The following is a 24,236-nucleotide window of genomic DNA, read 5'->3' on the forward strand; positions in this document are numbered from 1 at the left end:
CTGGACACGAGGCGAGGTTCAGGCCGATACTCGCTACATGAGCTCCACGCATCCGCCCTTTCGCGCCTCCGATGGGGAACGTGACCGTGCGATCGACGAGCTCAGAGACCGTGCCGTGGAGGGCCGGATCTCACACGACACGTTCGTGGGCCGGGTGGACCAGGCGCTGCGCGCACGCAACCGGCACGAGCTCGACGAACTGGTGGCCGACCTGCCGCAACGGCAGACGTTCCGGCAGCGGCTGACCGACGCGGTGGCGTCGGTCTCCGAGTTCACCACCCGGCTGCAGTCGGCGTGGCGGCGCCCGCGCCTGCCCCGGCTGGCCCTGCCCGACGACGACCGGCTGCGTTACGTGGTGGGCCGCGGGTCGGCCTGCGACCTCGTCCTGTCGGACCTGACGGTCTCCCGCGTGCACGCCGAGCTGCGCCGCGAGGGCGACGGCGGGTGGATGCTGGTGGACCTCGGCTCGCTCAACGGCACCCGGCTCAACGGGTGGCGACTGGTGGGGCCGGCCAGGGTGAAGTCGGGCGACGAGATCTCGTTCGGCGACTGCGGGTTCATGGTGACGTCGCACCAGCCGTCCTGACAGCTCCCGCCACACCCGATAAATACGGATATTTGCGGATTACAGGCTGACTGCGCTGATCCATGCTCTCATGCGATCCCCCAGTCACTTGGAGACCCCATGCGGCGCACCTCAGCCTCCCTCGTCGCGGGCGCGCTCGTCGCGGCCCTCGCGTGGGCGTCCGGACCCTCCTCCCCGGCCGTCGCGCTCGACCCCTCCGTGGGCGTGGCGGACCTGACCCAGGACCTCAACCAGATTCTCAGCGACTCGCGGCTCACGATCGCCAGGGCCGGTGTCGTGGTCAAGAGCGCACAGACCGGCGAGGAGCTCTACGCCACCGACGCCGGCAAGCTCCTGCTCCCGGCCTCCAACACCAAGCTGTTCACCTCCGCCGCGGCGGCGGAGACGCTCGGCCTCGACTACCGCTTCCCCACGACCGTGCTCAACACCGGCCGCAAGGCGGGCTCGGTGCTGGCCGGCGACCTGGTGCTGCGCGGCACCGGCGACCCGACCATGCTGGCCGCGGACTACGACGCGCTGGCCGCCGAGGTCGCCGCGGCCGGCGTGAAGGTGGTCACCGGCAAGCTGGTGGCCGACGACACCTGGTTCGACACGCAGCGGCTCGGCAACGACTGGGCCTGGGACGACGAGACCGCGTACTACGCGGCGCCGATCTCGGCCCTGACCGCCTCGCCGGACCGGGACTACGACGCCGGCTCGGTGATCGTGGCCGTGGCGGCCGACGGGGACAAGGTCAAGGTGTCCACCACGCCCGAGACCGACTACCTGAAGATCGTCAACCGGGCCACGGTGGGCGCCGAGACCGACGTGCTCATCGAGCGGCAGCACGGCACCCGGACGGTGGTCATCACAGGCACGGTGGCGGACCCGTACCAGGAGTGGGTGGCGGTGGACGACCCGACGGCGTACGTGTCGGCACTGTTCCGCAAGGCGCTGGCCGGGCACGGCGTCAAGGTGCTCGGCCCGACCGTCGCGGGCGCGGCGCCCGCGGGGGCCAAGGAGCTGGCCAGGCACGAGTCGATGACGCTGGGCGAGTTGCTGGTGCCGTTCATGAAGCTGAGCAACAACATCCACGCCGAGATCCTCACCAAGGCCATGGGCCGCAAGGTCGCGAACCAGGGCACCTGGTCGGCCGGGCTCAAGGTCAGCACCGACTTCGCCAGGGCGAACGGGGTGCAGGTGATCAACATGCGGGACGGCTCCGGGCTGTCGCGGCGCGACGGGTTCTCGCCGGGCTCGATCGTGCAGCTCCTGTCCGCCGTACGGGGCAAGCCGTGGTTCACCACCTGGTACGAGTCCCTGCCCATCGCCGGCAACGCCGACCGGTTCACGGGCGGCACCCTGCGCAGCCGGATGCGCAACACGCCCGCGGCGAACAACGTCCACGCCAAGACCGGCTCGCTGACCGGGGTCACCGCGCTCTCCGGCTACGTCACCAGCGCCGACGGCGAGCCGCTGATCTTCTCGATCATGCTCAACCAGTACCTGTCGGCCTCGCCGAAGGACATCGAGGACAAGATCGCGGTCCGGCTCGCCCAGTTCTCCCGTACGGCGGCCGCCGGCGACGCCGCCGCCCAGCTCCGGGCCGCAGTCCCAGGTGCGGCGGGCGATCTGGAGTGCTCGTGGCTCAAGCCCGCGCAGTGCTGACGGCCCGCTGACCCACCTTGCGGCCCCCTGACGCTCAGGGGGCCGTTCTGGTTTACCGGGTCTCAGACCAGGTCATATTACGATTCAGCGACTTGGAGCTCCAGGTAACGGCGGGAATTTCCGTACAAAGCCGACTTGGGCGGGCCAGAATTCGGGTTCGACGCAGTGTCGAGCCCCAAACCGGAGGACATGATGCGCGGACAGCTCAAGGCGATGGCCTGCCTCGGGAGTCTGGCGGCATTGAGCATCCCCGCGCCCGCCACGGCCTCCAGCGCGGCCGTACAGCCCGCCGTGCGACCTGCCGTACGACCCGCCGCCCAGCCTGTCACGCAGGGCGCGCGGCTGGCGTGCCGCGTGGTCGCGTCCAAGCCGTTCGTCTCCAAGGGCACCGTACGGGGCACGGTCGCCCGGACGGGCTGCGCCGACCAGGCCCGGCTCAGGGTGCGCGTCCAGGTCGCCGTGAAGGGCACCGACCCCGTCGCCAAGAGCGGCTCCAAGGTCATCGGCAACGGGCGGATCACCGCCAACGTGCGCTGCACCAGCACCCCGCGCCGCTACTACGTGGTCGCACTCGACTCGCAGGGCCGGGTCGACACCTCGCGCTCGGTGAAGCTGTCGTGCGGGCGCCCGGCCTCGGCCGGGGGCTTCGCCTCCGCCCCCGAGACGGCGGTCGTCACCCTCACCAACCAGGCCCGCGCCAAGAACGGCTGCCGGCCCCTCGTCCACGACGCCAAGCTGCACCTCGCCGCCGAGCGCCACTCGTCCGACATGGCGCGCAACAACTACTTCTCGCACGACTCGCGCGACGGCCGCACGTTCGACCAGCGGATCAAGGCAGCCGGCTTCGTCTTCCGGATGGCCGGCGAGAACATCGCCAAGGGCCAGCCCAGCGCCGCCGCCGTGGTCAAGGCCTGGCTCAACAGCCCAGGTCACCGGGCCAACATCATGAACTGCTCCTACACCCACATCGGCGTCGGTCACAACGCCAAGGGACCCACCTGGACGCAGGACTTCGCCGCCCGCTAGGGCAGCCCCCCGAACCAAGGGAGCGTCGGGCTTCCACCGGCCCCACCCCGAGCCGGTTTCCCACCGCACGCCCAAACGCTCCCCTCCGGGCGGACCCGGTCGCGCCTCCCCCCGCACACAGGACCGCGACCGGGTCCGCACAAACCAGCCCGCCACCCCGCGCCTTCCCACCGCACTTCGGCTGAGGTCCCTTTGAGGAGCGGTCAGGTTCATGCGCAGGCTCCCGTGCTGGCGCCTCGGGAGGACCCGGGCGTCGAGCGTAGAGGCGAAGCTCGCGCAGGACCAGTCGCCGAGCGCAGGGAGATAACGCGCGCGGGACCGGGCGCGGGGACGCCGAGGGGCAGGGCGCTCAGGACGGGGTCGCGTCGGAGGTGGTCAGGGTTGTGCGGAGGCGGTCGTAGCCGGGGGCGAGGCGGCGGAGGGTGGCCGCGACGGCCGGGTCGTCGCCCGTGACCAGCGGGTGCTGGAGGGCGCCGAGCAGGCGGGCCTGGTCGGCGGCGGCGGTGGCCGCTGCCGGTAGGCCCAGGTTCTGGAGCCAGGTGGCGGCGTCGGCCAGGCGCCGCGCGCCCACCCGTACGCCGAAGTGCACGAGCGTCCCCCGGACCGCCTCGTCGAGGCCGGCCTCCACCAGCTCGGCCAGCCGCAGCGCCGCGGCGGCCCCGCCCAGCGTGCCGGGCGGCACCGGCAGGTCGTCCCGGCCCGACAGCCAGCGGACGGCGGCGGGCAGCGAGGCGCGCAACGCCCGCGGCACGGACGTCCGCCTCGCCCGTACGAAGCCGGTACGCATCACGTAGGACGTGTCCAGATACTCCACCGCGTCAGCCCGCCAGGCGGCCAGGAAGTCGGCGGTGGGCAGCGTGGCCCAGGGGTGCCCGTGCGGGTCGTGCAGCACGACGGTGTCACGCTCGACGGCCAGCGCCACCAGGTAGTGGTCCCCCGCCCCGCCGGGCACGTACGACAGCAGCGCCATGTCCACGGGCCCGACGAGCACGGGCCCCCGCGCGCACGCGGCGCGCAGCCGGTCGAGCGCCTCACCGGGCGGGCCCCCGTGGCTGCGCTCGCACCGCCACCCGAGCAGTTCGACGGCGGCGTCGAGCCCGAGCTCCGGGTCCCAGCCGTAGGGGTCGAAGAACGGCCGGGTGCCGCCGACGAGCCGCATCCCGAACGGCGACCCCGTCAGCGTCTCGATCACCCCGACCTCGGGCGACGCGGGGCCGAGCACCATGGCCAGCGAATGGGCGTAACAGTAGGGTCCTGAACCCAGGTAGGCGAGCATGGTCGCCAGTGAACGGCCTGACACGGTGTCAGGCGCAACTCACTCCGCGGGCCGGTCCGAGAAGCGGGCCAGGACGAGCGGCTCGACGACGCCCACGACCGCGTACGCCAGGATGAACACCCCGGTGACGAGCACGATGTCCGCCCACACCTCGTCATGGCGGAACCCGCCGATCGCCCGCAGGATCTCGGCGCCGATGCCCTGCCCGGTGGCCAGCCGCTCGGCGATCAGCGCGCCGATGATCGAGGCGGGCACGGAGATCCTGGCCGAGGCGAAGACGGAGGGCATCGCCGTCGGCACGGCGACCTCGCGCAGGACGGTGAGGCGGGTGCCGCCGTACGCCATGATCAGGTCGGTGGCCTGCGGCGAGGCGGATCTCAGGCCGAAGGCGATGTTCACCAGCGCGGGGAAGAACACCACCTGCACATCGCAGGGCACCATCGAACCCGAGCCCGTCGTCGAGCTGGCCAGGCGTAACCGGATCGACCTGCCGACCTTCGACGCCTCTTTCGCGTACGAAGCGTGAGCACGCGGAAGGGCCCGCCCTGCAGGCGGGCCCTGGGTTGGGCTTCTCGGCCGCTGAGGATCGACGTCAGCCGATCGAGCAGTTCCGCTCTTCGCCCTTGATGCCGAGGATCTGGCTCAGGATGTCGCCGGTCTTGAGGACGATGACGCCGCTCGTGCCCTGGTTGACATCGCCCTTCGCGAGGGTGAGGTCGCCGTTGGAGCAGATGTCGACGGTCTTCACGCTGCTCAGAGCAGCGCGCGCGTGCTCCTGGTCGATCTCGGTCTGGTCGTCGTTGGCGAACGCGGCGCCGCCGGACATGAGCAGCCCTCCGACGAGGCCGGCCAGAATGAGCTGTTTCCTGTACATATCGATTCTCCTCTGATAACTCTCGACTACTCTCCGTAGCTACCGGAGAAAGATCTGCCCCTCGCCCAAGTTTGACAAACACCTATATTTCGCTCTTGACCCGCGGAATTACCGGATCCGGGAGAAAAGATGACGAAGATCGTGCTACTTGGCGATCAGCTGCGGACGGCAGGAGAATCGGCCGCCCCAGTGAGCGCGGGGAAGGGGCCCGCCCTGCAGGCGGGCCCCTGGGTTACGCTTCCCGGCCGCTGAGAATCGACGTCAGCCGATCGAGCAGTTCCGCTCTTCCTTCTTGATGCCGAGGATCTGGCTCAGGATGTCGCCGGTCTCAAGGACGAGAACGCCCTCCGTGCCCTGGTTGACGTCGCCCCCGGCGAGGGTGAGGTCGCCGTTGGAGCAGATGTCGACGCTCCTCAGGCTGCTCTGAGGAGCGTGCGCGCGGTCCTGGTTGATCTCGGTCTCGTCGTCGTTGGCGAACGCGGCGCCGCCGGACATGAGCAGCCCTCCGACGAGGCCGGCCAGAATGAGCCGTTGTCTGTACATATCGATTCTCCCCTGGATAACTCTCGACTACTCTCCGTAGCTATCGGAGGAAGATCTGCCCTCTGCTCAAGTTTGACAAACACCTATATTTTCGCTCTTGACCTGCAGAAATGCACGCATGGTCGAACGGTGGATGAAGATCGCTCAACTTGACGATTATGTGTGCGCAGGGGGAAAACGACCGCCTCGATCCTTACCAGTCCATGACCCTGGATCACGCTCTCGTGCGGCGTCACACTGGTGCGCGTCACGGGGAAGGCAGAGGATCATAACCACACATATCGGACTATTCGTTATTTCCAAACGTCGCCCCGAACTCGACGCGATGCGCGGGCGGGGTTCCGCCCGGCCGGGCGCGGCGAGCAGGGGCACGAGGTTCCCGTTCGGATGCGCGAACCTACGGCAAGGTCAGGATGACCGGGCCGTCCGCGGTGATGGCCACCGTGTGCTCGACGTGCGCGCTCCTGCTGCCGTCGCCCGAGCACACCGACCAGCCGTCGTCGGCCATGTAGTAGTCGTCGCCGCCCCCGGCCATCAGGCTGGGCTCGATCGCGATCACCAGCCCCGGCCGCAACCGCAGCCCGCGGTCCCGGCGGGCCTCGTTGGGCACGAACGGCGACTCGTGCATGGCCCGGCCGATGCCGTGGCCGCCGAAGTCGTTCTGCATGCCGTATCCGGCGCCGCGCCCGACCGTGGACATGGCGTGCCCGATGTCGCCCATCCGGCCGCCGGGCAGGGCCGCTTCGATGCCCGCGGCGAGCGTCTCCTCCGCGACCCTGATCAGCTTGAGGTCCTCCGCGCGGGCCTGCCCCACCGCGAAGCTGACCGCGCCGTCGGCGTGCCACCCGTCGACGTACGCGGCGCAGTCCACGCTGATCACGTCTCCGTCCCGCAGGCGGTACGGCGTCGGCAGCCCGTGCAGCATGACCCCGTTGACGGACGTGCAGATCACCCCCGGGTACGGCATCGCCCCGAACGACGGGTGGTACCCGAGGAACGACGCCCCCGCTCCCGCCTCCTCGATGACCGTCCTGGCCACCTCGTCGAGCTGTTTCAGCGACACCCCGACCGCCGCCCGGTCCCGCACCGCGGCCTGGACGGCGGCCACGACCCTGCCCGCCTCGCGCATCGCCGCTATCTCACCGGCTGACTTGAGCTCGATCACGACCCCTCCTCGTCGATAACTATACCGGTATTATTATCACGGATCGACGAGTCCCCGCCCCGGTCAGTCCATGCCCTTCCTCCCCGGGGTCCAGAACGGCTTCGTCCGCACGTCCCTGCGGTTCCACCCGCGCTCGCCGACCAGGTGGGCGCGCACGGCCTGGATCGTACGGGCCTCCCCCGCCAGGTACGCCACTCCCCACCCGGCGGGCAGGTCCAGCTGCCTGACCGCGTTCACCAGCACCTCGGAACGCGCCGCGGGCGCGCCGTCCCGGTTCACCCGCACCAGGCCGCCGCCGGGCAGGTCAAGATGCTCGCCCGGCCCCTCGGCCTCCACCACGCCGCACGCGCGCGCACCCTCGGGAAGGGCCCGCAACATCGCCCCGAACGCCACCGACGCCGTCTCCTCGCCGGCGAACAGGTGATAGGAAGCCTCGGGCCGCACCACGAAGCTCCCGTCCGGGCGGGTGAAGGCGACCTCCTGGCCCGGTCGCGCGTTCCTGACCCAGGAGGCGCCCGGCGCGTCGCCGCCGTGGTCGTAGCCGATCAGCTCGACGGCCTCCCAGGCGGGGTCGTACTGCCAGATCGAGTAGGTGCGCAGGACACCGCCCAGCGGGCCGCTCCCGTCGCCGACCAGCAGCCGCACATGCTGGCCCGGGGTCCACCGCAGGTTCGACAGGTCCCCGCCGCCGATCCGGACCCGCCGCATGCGGGCGGTGAGCTGCTCGACCTCGACGACCTCTCCCGTGAGGAACATCCGGTCGAGCAGCCTGCGGGCAAGAGTGCGCCTCACACCTGCCTCCTGAGGTCCTCGATCCGGTGGCGGGCGTCCACGAAGATCTCCTGGATGCTCTCGATCACCCGAGGATCCCCGTGGGAGTGGGCGAGCGTCTTCACGGCCGCCTTGACCAGGCGCAGCGCGGGGCCGATGATCTCCGCCGCCTCGGGCTCGCGGAACATCCCCCACTCGCCCCTGCTGGCCGCGCGACCCCACAGTCGCGCGATCTCCGCCGCGTGCTCCTCGGCCACGCGCCTGCCCTCGTCGGTGACGTGGTGGACCTTGCGGCCGTCCACGGGCTCGACCCGGACGAGGCCCTCGTCCTCCAGGAGTTGCAGGGTCGGGTAGATGGAGCCGGCGCTCGGCTCGTAGGTGCCGTTGAAGCGGTCGGCGAGGCGGCTCATGACCTGGTAACCGTGGCCGGGCTGCTCGGCGATCAGGGCCAGGACGGCCAGGCGCAGCTCGCCCGGCCCGAAGAAACGCCCCGTGGGGCCCGTCCCTGGACTGCGACGTGCGTTCATCATGTATCGCAGGCTATATCGAACGATATATCGGAGTAAACACGTCGTATCGTGAGTTTCGTGAAACGGCGGCTTCAGAGCTCGGGACCACCAGCGTGTGCCCCTGGGTGGCCTGGGCGATCCGGCAGAAGACACAGCTCATCGGGCGATGATCACCGCCGGCCGCACGGCGCTCGACAGATTTTCACCCGTCGAACAGCCGATGCGGGTGGGGTGTCAGACGGTGATGACGACCTTGCCTCTCGCGTGCCCCCGCTCGACGTGGCCGATGGCCTCGGGGACCTCGCTCAGCGGATGAACCCGGTCGATGACCGGGGTGAGCCCGCCCGCCTCGACCAGCTCGCGCAGGGTGTCGAGATCGGCCGCGTTCTCGCTGGTCATGAACGTCAGGAGCCGGTGCCGGACGAAGGCGGACGTCGCCTTCACCCGGATGATGCGGCCAATGACGCCGAACACGCGACCGCCGCCGGAGCCGCCGTTGGGGATGTACGCCCCGTCCGGGGTGAGCACACGCCGGCAGTCCGTCAACGAGCGGTTGCCCACATTGTCGAGGACGAGGTCGTAACGCCGCCCGGTGCGGGTGAAGTCCTCCTTGGTGTAGTCCACGACGTTGTCGGCGCCGAGCGAGCGGACCAGCTCCACGTTCCCGCTCCCGCACACGCCCGTCACCTCGGCCCCGTACGCCTTGGCGAGCTGCACCGCGAACGTGCCGATCCCGCCCGAGGCGCCGTTCACCAGCACCTTCTGCCCCGCCTTGAGCCGCCCCTTGTCACGCAGGGCCTGCAGGGCGGTCAGCGCCGACGTGGGCACGGCCGCCGCCTGCTCGAACGTCAGCCCGGCCGGCTTCCTGGCCACCGGGCCGCCCTCGGGCACGGTGACGTATTCGGCGAAGGCTCCGGGGGCGCAGCCGTACACCTCGTCGCCGGGCTGGAAGGCGGTGACGTCCTTGCCCACCGCCTCGACCTCCCCCGCGAAGTCGGCGCCCAGCCCGTGGGCCTTGGGCCGGGTCAGCCCCGCCATGGCGCGGAAGATGTAGGGGCTGCCTCTGAGCAGGTGCCAGTCCCCCGGGTTGACCGAGGCGGCCCGTACGCGGATGAGCACGTGCCCGTCACCGGCCGTGGGCTTGCCGACGTCCTGCAGCTCGATGACCTCAGGCGGTCCGTAAGCGTGGTAGCGGATGGCCTTCATCGTCATGGCGCTCCCTCTTACACCTGAAAGAAATTCCTGACATATGAAAACCATACCTCGCACCACCCTTCGGCGAGCGCCCCGCGAACGGGTCACCGCATTCCCCGCCCGGGCATGAAAAAGCGCGACGGGCGGGAGCAACTCCCGCCCGTCGCGCGTGTGAAACTCAGGCCTTGAGCCAGCTCATCATCGGACGGAGCTTGGCACCGGTCTTCTCGATCGGGTTCTCGGCCAGCTCGTCGCGGTAGCGCTGGAAGTCCTTCTGGCCGCTGTCGAACTCCTCGACGAGCTGCTGGGCGAAGGTGCCGTCCTGGATCTCACCGAGGATGCGGCGCATCTCCTGGCGGGCCTGGTCACCGACGACGCGCGGGCCGCGGGTGTAGCCGCCGTACTCGGCGGTGTCGGAGACCGACCAGTACATCTTGGAGATGCCGCCCTCGTACATGAGGTCGACGATCAGCTTCATCTCGTGCAGGCACTCGAAGTAGGCGACCTCGGGCTGGTAGCCGGCCTCGATGAGCGTGTCGAAGCCCGCCTTGATGAGCTCGGAGACGCCGCCGCACAGCACGGCCTGCTCGCCGAACAGGTCGGTCTCCGTCTCCTCCTTGAACGTGGTGCGCAGCGCGCCGGCGCGGGTGCCACCGATGCCCTTGGCGTACGAGAGCGCCAGGTCGAGGGCCTTGCCGGAGGCGTCCTTCTCGACGGCCACGAGACACGGCACGCCGCGCCCGGCCTCGAACTGGCGGCGTACGAGGTGGCCCGGGCCCTTGGGGGCGACCATGCAGACGTCGACGCCCTCGGGGGCCTCGATGAGGCCGTAGCGGATGTTGAGGCCGTGGCCGAAGAACAGCGCGTCGCCCTCGACCAGGTTGGGGGCCACGTGCTCGGCGTACAGGTGACGCTGGATGTGGTCCGGCGCCAGGATCATCGTGAGGTTGGCCTCCTCGACCGCCTCGGCCGGGGTGACCACGCGCAGGCCGTCGTTCTCCGCCTTCTCGCGGCTCTTGGAGCCCTCGGGCAGGCCGACGCGCACGTCCACGCCGGAGTCACGAAGGGAGAGCGCATGGGCGTGGCCCTGGCTGCCGTACCCCAGCACGGCCACGTGGCGTCCCTGGATGATCGACAGGTCGGCCTGGTCGTCGTAGTAGATCTCGGTCACTTGCTCAAAACCTTTCAGGCGGTACGGTCCAGTGCCCTGAGGGACCGGTCGGTGATGGAGCGGGCGCCGCGGCCGATGGCCACCATGCCCGATTGGACGAGTTCTTTGATCCCGAACGGCTCGAGGACCTTGACGAACGCCTCGAGCTTGTCGGGAGTGCCGGTGACCTCGATGGTCACCGCGTCGGCCGCCACGTCGACGCAGCGGGCGCGGAAGAGCTGGACGAGCTCCAGCACGTGGGAACGGCTCTCGGCGTCGGCCTTGACCTTGATCAGCATCAGCTCGCGCTGCACCGACTGCGACGGGTCGAGCTCGACGATCTTCAGCACGTTCACCAGCTTGTTGAGCTGCTTGGTGACCTGCTCCAGCGGCAGCTCCTCGACGCTGACCACGATGGTCATGCGGGAGATGTCGTCGTGCTCGGTCGGTCCGACCGCGAGGGAGTCGATGTTGAACCCCCTGCGGCTGAACAGCGCCGACACGCGCGCCAGGACACCGGGCTTGTTCTCGACAAGCACTGACAGCGTGTGCCTACTCATCCTCGTGCTCCCACTTCGGCGCCATGTCACGGGCGATCTTGATGTCGTCGTTGCTGGTGCCTGCCGCGACCATGGGCCAGACCATGGCGTCCTGGTGGACGACGAAGTCGATCACCACAGGCACGTCGTTGATCTCCATGGCCTTCTTGATCACGGCGTCCACGTCCTCGGGACGCTCGCATCGCAGGCCCACACAACCATAGGCCTCGGCCAGCTTGACGAAGTCCGGGATGCGGCGCGCCTTCTGCAGATCCGTGTTGGAGTAGCGCTCCTCGTAGAAGAGCGTCTGCCACTGGCGGACCATCCCGAGGTTACCGTTGTTGATGACGGCGATCTTGACCGGCACGCCCTCCAGGGCGCAGGTGGCCAGCTCCTGGTTGGTCATCTGGAAGCAGCCGTCACCGTCGATGGCCCACACGGTGGCGTCGGGCCGGCCCATCTTCGCGCCCATCGCGGCCGGGACGGCGAAGCCCATCGTGCCGAGGCCGCCGGAGTTGATGAACGTGCCGGGGTTCTCGTAGCCGATGAACTGCGAGGCCCACATCTGGTGCTGCCCGACCCCGGCCACGTAGTAGGCGTCGGGGCCGGCGATCGCGCTCAGCCGCTCCATGACGTATTGAGGCGCCAGCGAGCCGTCCTCGAACGTCTCGTAGCCCAGCGGGTACGTCTGCTTGTAGCCGTTGAGCACCGTCCACCAGTCGGCGTAGTCGCCCTTCTGCCCGGACGCCTGGATGGCGGCGATGAGGTCGCTGATGACCTCCTTGCAGTCACCCACGATCGGCACGTCGGCGTGGCGGTTCTTGGAGATCTCCGCCGGGTCGATGTCGGCGTGGACGACCTTGGCGTACGGCGCGAACGACGGCAGGTGGCCGGTCACCCGGTCGTCGAACCGCACGCCCAGGCCGATGATCAGGTCGGACTTCTGCAGCGCGCCCACGGCCGAGACGCTGCCGTGCATGCCCGGCATGCCCATGTGCTGCGGGTGGCTGTCGGGGAACGTGCCGCGCGCCATCAGGGTGGTGATGACGGGGATGTTCGTCAGCTCGGCCAGCTGCAGCAGCTCGGCCGAGGCGCGGGCCTTGTGGACGCCGCCGCCGACGTACAGGATCGGCCGCTTGGCCTCCGCGATCAGCTTGGCGGCCTCGCGGATCTGCTTGGAGTGCGGCCGGGTGACGGGGCGGTAGCCGGGGAGCTGCATGGTGGGCGGCCAGCTGAAGGTGGTCTCGGACTGCAGCGCGTCCTTGGAGATGTCCACCAGGACCGGCCCGGGACGGCCGGTGGAGGCGATGTGGAAGGCCTCCATGATCGTCCGGGCGATGTCGGCGGGGTCGGTGACCAGGAAGTTGTGCTTCGTGATCGGCATGGTGATGCCGGAGATGTCGGCTTCCTGGAAGGCGTCCGTGCCGATCATCGGAGCGGCCACCTGGCCCGTGATCGCCACGATCGGCACCGAGTCCATGAAGGCGTCGGCAATCGGCGTCACCAGGTTCGTGGCACCGGGGCCGCTGGTCGCCATGCACACACCGACCTTGCCCGTGGCCTGCGCGTAGCCTTCGGCCGCGTGCCCCGCGCCCTGCTCGTGCCGTACAAGCACGTGCCGGACCTTGGTCGAGTCGTAGAGAGGATCGTAGGCCGGCAAAATGGCACCGCCCGGGATCCCGAACACGGTGTCGACTCCAACATGCTCCAGCGCCCTCACCAGGGCCTGTGCACCTGTCATCCGTTCGGTCATCGGCTCGTTCCTTGCGTGGCTACTCGCTTAAGGACATAAAAAAGGCCCCTTCCCACCAGGTGGCGGGTCTGGGGCGGCGCGCAGGTCGTCGTGCTTCGCTATCGGCCTGCGCGCCGGCGAAGTACTACGAGAATCTCACTGCGAAGCATGGCTTACACCATAGCCGCTCGGAACGCCCCAGTGTCAACTTGCTGGACACAAGTCTCAAACAGTGAGACTCGTCCGCCGCAAGGAGTCGACCCCGCGCGCCGCCATCGGCCGTGCCACCAGGAAGCCCTGCCCCCTCGTGCAGCCCATCTGCTTCAGCAGTTCGAGCTGCTCGGGACGCTCTATGCCCTCGGCCACCACGATAAGCCCGAGGTCGTGCCCGAGCCGGACGATCGTGCGGGTGAGCAGCGTCAGCGTGTCGTCCCTGCCGAGGCCGGAGACGAAGGACGGGTCGATCTTGATCATGTCCACGGGGAGCTGCCGGAGGAAGGCCAGCGACGCGTAGCCGGTGCCGAAGTCGTCGATCGCCAGGCGTACCCCGAGGGCGCGCAGCTCGGACAGCCGCTTCATCGTCTCCTCGGCGTCCTCGACCAGCATCTCCTCGATCACCTCAAGGGTGAGCGCGGAGGCGGGCAGCCCGCTCTCGCTCAGCGCCTCCTCGACGGTCTCGACGAACCTGGGCGCCATGATCTGGCGCGCCGACAGGTTCACCGACAGCCCGATGTCCCAGGACGAGGCCCGCCAGGCGGCCACCTCGCGGCACGACTCGCGCAGGATCCACTCGCTCAGCGGCACGATCAGCCCGGTGTCCTCGGCCGGGCCGAGGAACTGCTCGGGTGGCACGAACACCGACCCGCGCCACCACCGCACCAGCGCCTCGACCGCGGTCACCCGCGACGTGGCCAGGTCCACGACCGGCTGGTACTCGATCGCGAACTGCTGCTCGATCAGCGCCCGCTGCAGGTCGGCGGCCAGCTCCAGGCGGCGCACCACGTCGGCGTGCATCTGCGCGGCGAACACCTCGACCCGCCGCCCGCCGAGCTCCTTGGAGCGCGCCATCGCCACGTCGGCGTTGCGCATGAGGTCGCCGGCCGGCATGTCGTCCTCGGTGAAGGCCACGCCCACGCTCGCGGTCAGCGCCACGTCGCGGTCGGCGACGCGGAACGGCTCCTGCGAGACCGCGCGGACCAGCCGCTCGGCCAGGTCCACCGCGACCTGCGCCTCGCCGCCGGTCTCCACGAGCACCGCGAACTCGTCGCCGCCCCAGCGGGCGAGCGTGTCGTCGGCGCGTACGGCCCCGCGCAGCCGGCGGGCCGCCTGCCCGAGCAGGTAGTCGCCGCTGGCGTGCCCGACCGAGTCGTTGACCGAGGTGAACCCGTCGAGGTCGAGGAAGATCACCGCCACGTTCCCCGACGTGCGCCCCGAGAGCACCTCGCGGGTGCGCTCCTCGAAGTAGGCGCGGTTGGGCAGCCCGGTGATGCCGTCGTGGAAGGTCAGGTGGGCGACCTGGTTGCGCAGCGCCTCCTCGTCGCTGACGTCCCTGGTCGTCACGAGCATCAGCTCGTCGCCGCCGACGTGGCGGGTGGCGACGGACTCGGTGGGCCGCCAGGTGCCGTCGGCCGCGCGTACGCGGCAGGCGATCAGGCAGGCGCCGGGGGCGGCGTTCTCCTCGTCCTGGTGCATGGCGCGCATGGCTTCCTGGATGCCCGGCACGTCCTCCGGGTGGATGTAGTCGAAGATCGACCCGCCGACCAGGTCGTCGGGGCGGTAGCCGTAGGTGACCTCGACCCCGGCGCCGATCTCCCGGACCTCACCCTCGTAGTCACAGGTGAACACCACGTCGCCGGTGCTCTCCGCCAGCTCCCTGAGCTGCCGGGCGCCCAGCCTGACCAGGCCGCGCATGCGTACGTTGGCGACCGAGACCACGAACAGCCGGACCAGCAGGAGCAGCACCACGGAGGCGGCGACCACCACGACCCCGGACACCGGCGGCCCGGCGTTGCCGCCCGCCTGGTGGGCCAGCAGCGTGATCGTGGCCACGCCGACCAGCGCCAGCGGCGCGAGCCCGACCACGTGACCGGCGGCCGGCCGGCCGCCCTCCCCGAACCGCGGGCCCCACGGGACGGCGGCCACCAGCAGGAAGGCGACGGGAGCGAGCATGACGCTCCAGAGCTGCGGGTCGCCGTCGAGGAGCCGCGCCACCGCCGTGCCCACCCCGGCCAGGGTCATGGTGGCCAGCACGCCCACCCCCGCCAGGCCGAGCAGCCACGAGGACGACCGGCTCATGATCACCGACGGGATGACGGCGCACGTCACGAGCAGCGCGATCATCGGCGGCAGCATGACGAGCGTGAACGTGGGCGGGTCGGCGGACTCGGCGTAGACGTGCCGCAGTGCCACGACCCAGCCGATCATGAAGAGCGAGGCGGCGCACAGGTAGGCGTCGGTGAGATGCCGTAAGGCGACCCTGGCCGGGAACCTGCGGTCGGCGGCGATCAGCGCCCCGCCCGCCGTGATCACCGTGCCGAGCAGGACGAACATGTCGGCGAAGCTGACCACGAAGCCCTCGGCGAACGACCTCAGCGCCACTCCCGCGGCCCAGATGACGGCGCCGCCGCCCATCCAGCGCGCGCCCATCGCCGTCGGGCGATGCGTGGCGACCTGCTTCACCGAGGCGACCAGCAGAGAGGCAGCGGCGATCACCGCCGCGAGCCCTCCGGCGACCGCACCGGTGATCGTGGCCGGGGCCTGCGCCAGAAGGACGGCGGCGAACGCCACCGCACCTGCCGCCGCCGCGGCGGCCGGCGGCACCCGTGGATCACGCCAGCGGATCACAGTCGTTGCCCATCCCGTCTCGAACTCTGCACCAGCGACCGCCGAAGCCCGGTCGATCACTTCGCCAGTGTGTGCTGTCGCGGGTGCGCGGGTGGTGACAACGGCGATGTCGTCACCGATCTGATAACCAGACAGACCAATTGCCGCCAAGAGCTCCTTGACAGTGAGTCAGGAACTCCCTGCAAACGCAACCGTACGCACCGGAGGTCACGGACCAGCCACGTTCAGGAATCCTCTCAATACGAGTCGGTTATGACGTTGATCAGCGGCTCACCTGCGAGGTAACGCTCCAACTGAGCCCGGATGAGGCGCAGCATGCGCCGCCCGGACGCGGGGGTGCTGCCCGCGATGTGCGGAGTGATCAGCACGCCCGGCGCGCTCCAGAGGGGGTGCCCCTCGGGCAGCGGCTCGGGCGCGGTCACGTCGAGCGCGGCGCGTAGCCTACCCGTTTTGAGCTCCGCGATCAGTGCGTCCGTGTCGACGATCCCGCCCCTGGCGGCGTTGACCAGCACGGCGCCGTCCTTCATCCGCGCGAGGAAACCGGCGTCGACCATCCCGGCGGTGTCGGCGGTGGCGGGCACCAGCAGCACGACGACGTCCGCCCCGGGCAGCAGCGCGGGCAGCTCGTCCATGGCGTGCACCCCGTCGCGGGCGCTCCTGGCCACGCGTACGACGTCCACCTCGAACCCCTCCAGCCGCCTTTCGAGCGCGGCGCCGATGGAGCCGTAGCCGACGATGAGGACGGTCGAGTCGGCCAGCACGTCGGTGTGGTGGTAGGTCCACTCACCCCTGCGCTGCGCGTCCACGAACCCCGGGAACTCCCTGAGCACCGCCACCATCGCCCCGACCGCCCACTCGGCGGTCCCCGCGTCGTGCACGCCGCGCGCGTTGCACAACAGCGCGCCCTCGGGCATGTGCGGACGGTACGGATCCACCCCGGCCGTCACGGTCTGCACCAGCCGCAACGAGCTCATCCTGGCCAGCGTCCCCGGCACGTCGGGCACGGTGACCAGCGGCGGGACCCATACCTCTACCTCGTCCACCCCTTCCGGCATCGAGGACGTGCCGTCATAGACAGCACATTCGACGCCGGGAAGGTCGGACAGTACATCAGCCACCGAATCGGACGGAACCCAGGTCTTCATGCCGAGAACCTTACGACTCCAGGGGAAGTATGGAACACATGAAGAAGCTCCTGACGATCATGCTTCTGACCACCCTCACGGCCTGTTCCGGCGGCGGCTTCGGCGGCGGCTCCAGCGGCGGTGAGGTGCTCCCCACGGCCGCCGTGACCGCCGGCGCCGCCCCCGGCGATCCGAAGGACGTGGCGACCGGGCTGTCCGTGCCGTGGGCGATCGCGTTCCTGCCCGGGGGCGACGCGCTCGTGACCGAGCGGGACTCGGCCCGGCTGCTGCGGGTGAGCCCGGCAGGCAGGGTGACGGAACTGGCGACGATCGAGGGGGCGCGGCCGGACGGCGAGGGCGGCCTGATGGGCGTGGCGGCCAAGGACGGGCAAATATTCCTTTACTACACCGCCGAACAGGACAACCGGATCGTCCGCTACCGCCTGTCCGGCGACAGCCTTTCCGACGAGCGACTCCTCGTGCGGGGCATCCCGAAGGGCGGCATCCACAACGGCGGCCGGCTCGAGTTCGGCCCCGACGGCTACCTGTACGCCACCACCGGCGAGACCGGCGACCGCGACCTGGCCCAGCAGCGGGACTCGCTCGGGGGCAAGATCCTCCGCATGACCGTGGACGGCGCCCCAGCGCCCGGCAACCCGTTCGGCACCCTCGTCTACAGCTACGGCCACCGCAACGTCCAGGGCCTGGCCTGGGACGGCTCCGGCCGCCTGTACGCCTCGGAGTTCGGCGCCAACGCCTACGACGAGGTCAACCTGATCAGGCCAGGGGCCAACTACGGCTGGCCGGAGGTCGAGGGGCGCGGCGACGACCGGCGCTTCGTCAACCCGATCCTCACCTGGCCCACCGGCGAGGCGTCGCCGTCGGGGATGGCGTACGCGAGCGGCTCGCTGTGGGTGGGCGCGCTGCGCGGGGCCCGGCTGTGGCAGATCCCCCTCGGGGAGGACGGCTCGGCCGGCACCCCCGCGGCCCACTTCACCGACCGCTACGGCCGCCTGCGCGCGGTCACGGCGTCCCCTGACGGCACCCTGTGGGTCGGCACCAGCAACAAGGACGGCCGCGGCTCCCCCCGCCCCGGCGACGACCGCATCCTCTCGGTCCCCCCGTCCTGACCCGATCCCCGAAGCCCTACAGCGCGACGAATGACCTCAACCCGCTACGCCGCCGTAGCGAGCTGAGGTCCTTCGGGTGGAGTCGTGCGTTGACGCGCCGGAGTCGCGCTGCAGCGCCACACCACACCCCACCCCCGAGGAACCCCGGCGCCCCACGGCGTCGCACCCCTGAGAGACCCTGCGCCCCACAGCGCCGAAACCCCGAAGGACCTCAGCGGGTTACGGCGGTGCAGGTCATCTGGGCCTGGGGGCGGTACTTGGTGGTCAGCTTCTTGTCCTTCTTGACCACCTTGCCGTCCTGGTGGAAGACCCGGGTCACATCGATCGTGAACCCCTGCTCCCCCACCGTAGGCAGGCAGTCAGCCGCAGAGCTGCTCTCCCGCCGGAACGGCGTGAAGTTCCGGCGCTCCGACTCCACGACCGTGATCTCGTCGTACCGCTTCGTGCTCCACAACGTCACCGTCACCGACGTCTCGGTGAAGGCGGTCTTGATCAGCACACCGCTCTCGGAGTCGTTACGCCACTTCAGGTCCAGGTCCGGATACAGCAGCGCCGCATCGCGCCCGGCCGGATAACGCGGCGCGTAATAGTCCATCGGCTGGTGCGCCACGTCCTCGAACCCGCCGAAGAACGCCGCGTTGTACATGGTGGTGGCGAACTGCGAGGCCCCGCCGCCGATGATGTTCACCATCCGCCCGCCGACGATCTGCCCCGCCTCGACGTACCCGTCCTCGGCCGTCCGCTCGCCCACGACGTCGTTGAGCGAGAACGTCTCCCCCGCCTTCACCACATGGCCGTCGAGCTCCTGCGCCATCCGCTGGATGTTCTTCACCCGGGGCTGGCAGCAGTCGAAGTTCGTGGTGAACGTGCTGACGAGCTCCTTGATGCCGAGCCCCTGGATCTCCGAGGTCTCCACGAGGGGCGCGACCGTGCCCAGCCGGACCGGGATCGTACGGCTCCCGCCCTGGTCGAACACCTTCTCGGCATCCCTGGCCAGCAGCTTGTCGTTGACCCCCCGCCCCGCGCGGGCGGGCACGAGGACCGGCTTGCCGTCCACGATCTCGTACGTGGCGTCGCGCGGCTGCTGCGCGGCGTCCACCAGGCTGCTCTCCACGACCTCCAGCACCGCCTTGGCGTTGAACTGGGGCACGAGGCCGCCGTCGCCGTCGGCGATGTACGTCAGGTTCGCGGCGATCATGGCCGGGGAGATCTGCGCCTGCTTGGCGCCGAGGGTCAGCGTCAGGGGGGCGGAGACCGCGGCCCTCGCCTTGGTCAGCGCGGCCTCGACGGCCTCGGGGGTGGTGGCGGGCTTGGCGGGCCTGAGGGTGAGGACGACCGTGCCGCCCCCGCCGAGGAACGCGGCGCTGATCCTGCGTACGGCGTCGTCCCTGTCGAGCAGCACGCCGTCCTCGGGCTGCCGGGCCCTGGGCTGCAGCCCGATGAAGGTCACCCGGCCCTCGTGCGCGCGCTTGTCGGCGGCCTCGGCCATGCCCTCGACGGTCCTGGTGAGCTGGGAGGAGTCGACGGTGGTCTTCGGCTGGAGCTCGGTGGTGCCGGTCAGGCCGCGCCACACCTCCTCCGGGCTGGGGAAGCCGCTGGGCGCCTGCCCGATCGTGCCGACCACGTCGAGTTCGAGCCCGGCCTCGTCGGCCTGGATGGTCTCCTTCTTGCCGCCGATGTCCACCACGACGGGCTTGCTGAGCTTGGTGGCCAGCTCGCCGCGCAGCTTGTCGGCCGCCTGCGTCACGGTCAGCCCGCCGATGTCCACACCGGAGACGCGCGTGCCGCGTAAGACCGATCCCGACATGAGCACGGCCGGGATCACGTACGCCAGGGCCGCCAGCAGCAGCACGAACACGATCAGGCCGGGCAGCAAGCGCCGGCGCCGGGGCGACTCGGGCTCGTACGAGGAGGGCCGCTCCGGCGAGCCGCCCCCGCCGAACACGGGAGCGGGCGGGATCGGCGGCTCCTTGCCGGCCATCGGCCAGGGCTGTGCGGGCGCGGCCACCGGCGGCAGCGCGCCCTTGCCCGACGAACCGCCCTGGTTGCTCGGGCCCTGGCTCCCCCGGGACTCCTGCCGGTCCGGCGGGCCGAAGATGTCCCGGGAGACACCTGGAGGCAGCCCTTCGATCCGCGGCTTCTTGGAGACACCCGACGTGGGTAACGGCACCGAGGCGAACGGGTCGGTCGGTGACTCGATCGGTCCGGCGTTTCGCACGCCTCAATCTCCTCCCGGTCCGCAGCCAAGTCTCAGGCAACAGTAAGGCACGGGGATCCGCATATGTCACGGAAAATGACTACGGAAGTGTGTCAACCTAGCCACCGGTAGCGATGTTCCGGTCGGCCGGCCGTGCCGTAACGCGGCCGGAGCTCGGCCTGCCCGGCCGCGCACAGGTATTCGAGATAGCGGCGGGCGCTCACCCGCGACAGGCCCGTGAGCTGGGCGGCCTCGGCGGCTGACAGGTCGCGGCCCGCCTCCCGCAGGGTATCGGCGACCAGCGCGCACGTGGCCGAGGACAACCCTTTCGGCATGGGGGCGGCGGTCATGAAGGTGCCGAAGAGCCGGTCCACGTCGTCCTGGCGGGCCTCGGGGCCGATGGCGGTCAGGCGCTTGCGGGTGTCGGCGTACTGCTGGAGGCGTTCGGTCAGCGCGGCGGCGGTGAACGGCTTGATGAGGTAGTTGACCGCGCCGCCGCGCATGGCCTCCCTGACGGTGGGCACGTCGCGGGCGGCACTGATCATGATGACGTCCACGTCGTGGAGCGACTTGAGCACCTCCAGGCCGGACATGTCGGGCAGGTAGATGTCGAGCAGCACGAGGTCGGGCCGGAGCTCGGTGACCGCGGCCAGCGCGTCGGCCGCGCTGTGCGCGACGGAGACGACGCTGAACCCGGGCACGCGGCTCACGTAGCCGCTGTGGATGCGGGCGACCATGAAGTCGTCGTCGACCACCAGCACCTGGATCACGGGTGCCCCCTGACCGGGAGCAGGGCGGTGAAGACGGCGCCGCCCGAGTTCCGTACGCGTACCCAGCCGCCCCTGCGCAGGCACGCCTGCCTGGTCAGCGCCAGGCCCAGCCCGCGCGGCCCCGAGTGCGCGGCCTTGGTGGTGAACCCCTCCCTGAAGACCTCCTCCACCAGGTCGGGCGCGATGCCGGGGCCGGAGTCGCCGACCCGTACGTGCAGCCCGCCGTCGTCGGCCCGCACCGACACCTCGATCGTGCCCGCGGCCCCGTCGAGGGCGTCGATGGCGTTGGCGACCAGGTTGCCGACCACCAGGACCGCGTCCCTCGGGTCGCCGAGCAGGCCCGAGGGCACCGAGGAGTCCTCCGACAGCACGAGCGTGGCCCCGCGCTCGGCCGCCTCGGCGGACTTGGCCAGGAGCAGCGCGGCGAGGGTGGGGTCCTGGATGCGTTCGGGCAGGTCGGTGGCGTACGCGCCGCCGGTGGTGCGGGTGATGAAGGAGATGGCCGCATCGTGCTCGCCCAGCTCCAGCAGGCCGACGACGGTGTGCATGCGGTTGGCGAACTCGTGCGCCTGCGCCCGCAACGCCTCGGTGGCGCTGCTGCTGTCGTCGAGCTCGCGGGCCAGCCGGACCAGCTCCGTACGGTCGCGCAGGGTGACCACCCAGCCGCGGTGGCGCCCGCGTACCCAGACCTGGGTGCGGTTGAGCACCAGCACGCGATCGCCGTGCAGCACCACGCGGTCCTCGCCCGGGTCGGCGCCGCTGAGCACGTCGCGCATGCGCTCGGAGACCGGCATCTGGGTGAGGTCCTCGCCGACCTCGCCGAGCAGCTCGCGGGCGGCGTCGTTGACCAGGGTCACCCGCCCGGCCAGGTCGAGCGCGAGCACGCCCTCCTTGACGCCGTGCAGCACGCCCTCGCGCTGCTCCAGCAGCGCGGCGATCTCGCGCGGCTCCAGGCCGAACGTCTGCTTGCGCACGCGTGCGGTGATCAGCGCGGCCAGCGCGAGCCCCGCGAGAAGCACCGCCAGCGCGGTCCAGACGAGCGGCGGCAGGGCCCGGGAGACCTGGCCGATGACCGTGGTCTCCAGCACGCCGACGGAGACGAGGCCGATGACGGTGCCGTATTCGTCGCGGATGGGCGTCTTGCCGCGGACCGTGGTGCCGATCGTGCCGGTCTCCGTGCCGACCCAGCTCCGGCCCGTACGCAGGACCGTGGTGCCGTCGGTGGACAGCTGCTTGCCGATCAGCGAGGCGTTGGGGTGGGCGTAGCGCTTCTGGTCGATGTTGGCGATCACGACGTAGTCGGCGCCGGTCTCCTGCTGGACGCTCATGGCCAGCGGCTGCAGCACCGTCTCGGGATGCTCCAGCTCGAACGCCTCGCGGACCTGCGGCAGCCCGGCCACCGACTGGGCGATCGCCAGGGCCCGCTGCTGGTGCAGCGAGTCGAGCTGGTCGCGCGTGTGCTCGGCCCACACGCCTCCGGTGCCCCCCACGGCGAGCAGCACGATCACCATCTGGAGCACGAACAGCTGGGTCCCGAGGGAGGCGTCACGAACCCGTCTCACCCTGCACATGGAAACAAACGGAGGTCACGTCCAGGTCGCGACCAATACGACCACTACGACGGCAACCGCGCAAAGCCTCGACGCCGCGGGGAAGGAACTTCACCATGCCAGTTCCATAGACGTGAAATCCCCCCTTGGAGTGATCATGCGCTTGCGCGTATTCGCCGCCCTCGCGGCACTCTCCCTCGGCGCGCTGACGGGTTGCGGCGAGTCGGGCACCTCCGCCAACGCCTCGTTGCGCATCATGGCCCCGGCCGCGCCCGGTGGCGGCTGGGACCAGACCTCCCGTACGGCCGAGCAGGCGTTCAAGGCGGCCGACCCGAAGCGCAAGGTCGAGGTGTTCAACGTACCCGGCGCCGGCGGCACGATCGGCCTGGCCCAGCTCGCCGGCGAGAAGGGCAACGGCAACCTGCTGATGACCATGGGCCTGGTCATGGTGGGCGCCATCGAGCAGAACAAGTCGAAGGTCACGCTGGCCGAGACCACGCCCATCGCCAAGCTGACCGAGGAGTACGAGATCGTCGTGGTCCCGGCCGCCTCCCCGTACAAGTCGCTGGCCGACCTGGTCGCGGCCTGGAAGGCCGACCCGGCGAAGGTCTCCATCTCGGGCGGCTCGGCGGGCGGCACCGACCACATCGTGGCCGGCCTGATGGCCAAGGCCGCGGGTGTGGACCCCAAGCAGGTCAACTACATCGCCCACTCCGGCGGCGGCGAGGCGCTGAACGAGCTGCTCGGCAACAAGGTCAGCGCGGGCATCTCGGGCGTGGGCGAGTTCGCGGAGCACGTGAAGTCGGGCAAGCTGCGCGCCCTGGGCGTGAGCTCCGGCGAGCGGCTGCCCGACCTGGACGCGCCCACGTTGAAGGAGGCCGGACTGGCCGTCGAGCTGGCCAACTGGCGCGGCTTCGTCGCCCCCGGCGGGATCTCCGACGCCGACAAGAAGGCCCTGACCGACCTGGTCACCAAGATGCACGACTCGCAGCCGTGGAAGGACGCGGTGGCCAAGAACGGCTGGATCGACTCCTTCCAGACCGGCCAGCAGTTCGCCGACTACCTCAACTCCGAGCAGACCCGGGTCAAGGGGATCATCGCCGAGATGGGGCTCGTCTCCTGATGACTCGGTGGTGGCGGCCCGAGCTCGGGCTGGCGGTCGTCGTGCTGGCGCTGGGCGTGCTCGTCGTGGTCGGGACGCTCGACGTCTCCGCGGCGGCCTCCCAGCTCGGCATCGGGCCGCGGTTCTTCCCCATGCTGGTGGGCGGCGCCATGGTGCTCATCGGCCTGTTCTACGTCGCCGACGTCGTACGCGGCGGGCACGGCGACCCCGAGGAGAGCGAGGACGTGGACGCCGCCGCGCCCACGGACTGGCGCAGCGTCGGCCTGGTCAGCGGCATCTTCCTGGCGTTCGCGGCCCTGCTGAACGTGCTCGGCTGGATCATCGGCGCGAGCCTGCTGTTCTTCGGCCTGTCCGTGGCCCTGGGCGCCGAGCACAAGCTGCGCGCGGCGGGGATCGCGGTGGTCATGGGGGTGGCGACGTACCTGCTGTTCGTCAAGGGCCTCGGCGTGACGCTGCCGGGCGGGCCGCTGGAGGGGGTGATCTGAG

22 protein-coding genes are annotated in these 24,236 nt (G+C 70.4%); 6 read left to right on the forward strand and 16 right to left on the reverse strand.

Annotated features, from left to right (window positions below; translation table 11 throughout):
• Positions 1 to 37 precede the first annotated feature (37 nt).
• From ACBJ59_RS18345 to ACBJ59_RS18355, 3 genes are all read left to right on the forward strand, one after another.
• Positions 38 to 586: a DUF1707 and FHA domain-containing protein gene (locus ACBJ59_RS18345; protein ID WP_364117896.1), complete on the forward strand. Its 549-nt coding sequence runs from the start codon at positions 38 to 40 to the stop codon at positions 584 to 586.
• Between the two features lie 99 nt (positions 587 to 685).
• Positions 686 to 2,233, forward strand: a complete 1,548-nt coding sequence (gene dacB / locus ACBJ59_RS18350) for a D-alanyl-D-alanine carboxypeptidase/D-alanyl-D-alanine-endopeptidase (protein ID WP_375111405.1) — start codon at positions 686 to 688, stop codon at positions 2,231 to 2,233.
• Between the two features lie 135 nt (positions 2,234 to 2,368).
• Positions 2,369 to 3,259: a CAP domain-containing protein gene (locus ACBJ59_RS18355; RefSeq protein WP_375111406.1), complete on the forward strand. Its 891-nt coding sequence runs from the start codon at positions 2,369 to 2,371 to the stop codon at positions 3,257 to 3,259.
• A 349-nt stretch (positions 3,260 to 3,608) separates the two neighbouring features.
• Here the strand turns inward: ACBJ59_RS18355 and ACBJ59_RS18360 are convergent, their stop codons facing one another.
• From ACBJ59_RS18360 to ACBJ59_RS18420, 13 genes are all read right to left on the reverse strand, one after another.
• The gene (locus ACBJ59_RS18360) at positions 3,609 to 4,535 is read right to left on the reverse strand and encodes a hypothetical protein (RefSeq protein WP_375111407.1); all 927 of its coding nucleotides are present in this window, start codon (positions 4,533 to 4,535) and stop codon (positions 3,609 to 3,611) included.
• Positions 4,536 to 4,574: 39 nt separating this feature from the next.
• Positions 4,575 to 4,976, reverse strand: coding sequence for an ABC transporter permease (locus ACBJ59_RS18365; protein WP_375111408.1), 402 nt, complete (start codon positions 4,974 to 4,976; stop codon positions 4,575 to 4,577).
• Between the two features lie 151 nt (positions 4,977 to 5,127).
• Positions 5,128 to 5,409, reverse strand: coding sequence for a hypothetical protein (locus tag ACBJ59_RS18370; protein WP_375111409.1), 282 nt, complete (start codon positions 5,407 to 5,409; stop codon positions 5,128 to 5,130).
• Between the two features lie 261 nt (positions 5,410 to 5,670).
• Positions 5,671 to 5,952, reverse strand: coding sequence for a hypothetical protein (locus ACBJ59_RS18375; protein WP_364117886.1), 282 nt, complete (start codon positions 5,950 to 5,952; stop codon positions 5,671 to 5,673).
• A gap of 397 nt (positions 5,953 to 6,349) precedes the next feature.
• Positions 6,350 to 7,117 carry a type I methionyl aminopeptidase gene (map, locus tag ACBJ59_RS18380; RefSeq protein WP_375111410.1) on the reverse strand — a complete coding sequence of 256 codons (768 nt, stop codon included), beginning with the start codon at positions 7,115 to 7,117 and terminating at the stop codon, positions 6,350 to 6,352.
• Between the two features lie 63 nt (positions 7,118 to 7,180).
• Positions 7,181 to 7,909 carry a siderophore-interacting protein gene (locus ACBJ59_RS18385; RefSeq protein WP_375111411.1) on the reverse strand — a complete coding sequence of 243 codons (729 nt, stop codon included), beginning with the start codon at positions 7,907 to 7,909 and terminating at the stop codon, positions 7,181 to 7,183.
• Positions 7,906 to 8,418 carry a PadR family transcriptional regulator gene (locus tag ACBJ59_RS18390; RefSeq protein ID WP_375111412.1) on the reverse strand — a complete coding sequence of 171 codons (513 nt, stop codon included), beginning with the start codon at positions 8,416 to 8,418 and terminating at the stop codon, positions 7,906 to 7,908. Before ACBJ59_RS18390 ends, ACBJ59_RS18385 begins: the two co-directional genes overlap by 4 nt.
• Before the next feature lie 213 nt (positions 8,419 to 8,631).
• On the reverse strand, positions 8,632 to 9,609 hold the full coding sequence (locus tag ACBJ59_RS18395; protein ID WP_375111413.1) for an NAD(P)-dependent alcohol dehydrogenase: 978 nt from the start codon (positions 9,607 to 9,609) through the stop codon (positions 8,632 to 8,634).
• Between the two features lie 160 nt (positions 9,610 to 9,769).
• The gene (gene ilvC, locus ACBJ59_RS18400; protein ID WP_375111522.1) at positions 9,770 to 10,753 is read right to left on the reverse strand and encodes a ketol-acid reductoisomerase; all 984 of its coding nucleotides are present in this window, start codon (positions 10,751 to 10,753) and stop codon (positions 9,770 to 9,772) included.
• Between the two features lie 23 nt (positions 10,754 to 10,776).
• Positions 10,777 to 11,301, reverse strand: a complete 525-nt coding sequence (ilvN, locus tag ACBJ59_RS18405; RefSeq protein ID WP_364117873.1) for an acetolactate synthase small subunit — start codon at positions 11,299 to 11,301, stop codon at positions 10,777 to 10,779.
• Positions 11,294 to 13,033: an acetolactate synthase large subunit gene (locus ACBJ59_RS18410; protein WP_375111414.1), complete on the reverse strand. Its 1,740-nt coding sequence runs from the start codon at positions 13,031 to 13,033 to the stop codon at positions 11,294 to 11,296. Before ACBJ59_RS18410 ends, ilvN begins: the two co-directional genes overlap by 8 nt.
• A 204-nt stretch (positions 13,034 to 13,237) precedes the next feature.
• Positions 13,238 to 15,856: a putative bifunctional diguanylate cyclase/phosphodiesterase gene (locus tag ACBJ59_RS18415; RefSeq protein WP_375111415.1), complete on the reverse strand. Its 2,619-nt coding sequence runs from the start codon at positions 15,854 to 15,856 to the stop codon at positions 13,238 to 13,240.
• Between the two features lie 236 nt (positions 15,857 to 16,092).
• Positions 16,093 to 17,001, reverse strand: coding sequence for a 2-hydroxyacid dehydrogenase (locus ACBJ59_RS18420; RefSeq protein ID WP_375111416.1), 909 nt, complete (start codon positions 16,999 to 17,001; stop codon positions 16,093 to 16,095).
• 38 nt (positions 17,002 to 17,039) lie between these two features.
• Here ACBJ59_RS18420 and ACBJ59_RS18425 point away from each other — a divergent pair, with 38 nt between their 5' ends.
• The gene (locus ACBJ59_RS18425; RefSeq protein ID WP_375111417.1) at positions 17,040 to 18,110 is read left to right on the forward strand and encodes a PQQ-dependent sugar dehydrogenase; all 1,071 of its coding nucleotides are present in this window, start codon (positions 17,040 to 17,042) and stop codon (positions 18,108 to 18,110) included.
• Positions 18,111 to 18,321: 211 nt separating this feature from the next.
• Here the strand turns inward: ACBJ59_RS18425 and ACBJ59_RS18430 are convergent, their stop codons facing one another.
• The 3 genes from ACBJ59_RS18430 to ACBJ59_RS18440 form a co-directional block, all read right to left on the reverse strand.
• Positions 18,322 to 20,328, reverse strand: coding sequence for a VanW family protein (locus ACBJ59_RS18430; protein ID WP_375111418.1), 2,007 nt, complete (start codon positions 20,326 to 20,328; stop codon positions 18,322 to 18,324).
• Between the two features lie 92 nt (positions 20,329 to 20,420).
• Positions 20,421 to 21,077 carry a response regulator gene (locus ACBJ59_RS18435; protein WP_375111419.1) on the reverse strand — a complete coding sequence of 219 codons (657 nt, stop codon included), beginning with the start codon at positions 21,075 to 21,077 and terminating at the stop codon, positions 20,421 to 20,423.
• On the reverse strand, positions 21,074 to 22,648 hold the full coding sequence (locus tag ACBJ59_RS18440; RefSeq protein WP_375111420.1) for an ATP-binding protein: 1,575 nt from the start codon (positions 22,646 to 22,648) through the stop codon (positions 21,074 to 21,076). The genes ACBJ59_RS18435 and ACBJ59_RS18440 overlap by 4 nt, the downstream gene beginning before the upstream one ends.
• A gap of 136 nt (positions 22,649 to 22,784) precedes the next feature.
• Between ACBJ59_RS18440 and ACBJ59_RS18445 the strand changes: the two genes are divergently transcribed.
• Both ACBJ59_RS18445 and ACBJ59_RS18450 read left to right on the forward strand, forming a co-directional pair.
• Positions 22,785 to 23,750 (forward strand): tripartite tricarboxylate transporter substrate binding protein, encoded by a 966-nt coding sequence (locus ACBJ59_RS18445; protein ID WP_364117859.1) that lies wholly within the window; start codon positions 22,785 to 22,787, stop codon positions 23,748 to 23,750.
• Positions 23,750 to 24,235 (forward strand): tripartite tricarboxylate transporter TctB family protein, encoded by a 486-nt coding sequence (locus tag ACBJ59_RS18450; RefSeq protein WP_375111421.1) that lies wholly within the window; start codon positions 23,750 to 23,752, stop codon positions 24,233 to 24,235. Before ACBJ59_RS18445 ends, ACBJ59_RS18450 begins: the two co-directional genes overlap by 1 nt.
• Position 24,236 lies beyond the last annotated feature (1 nt).

The sequence above is a fragment of the Nonomuraea sp. MTCD27 genome (genome assembly GCF_041950495.1).
Classification (GTDB): domain Bacteria; phylum Actinomycetota; class Actinomycetes; order Streptosporangiales; family Streptosporangiaceae; genus Nonomuraea.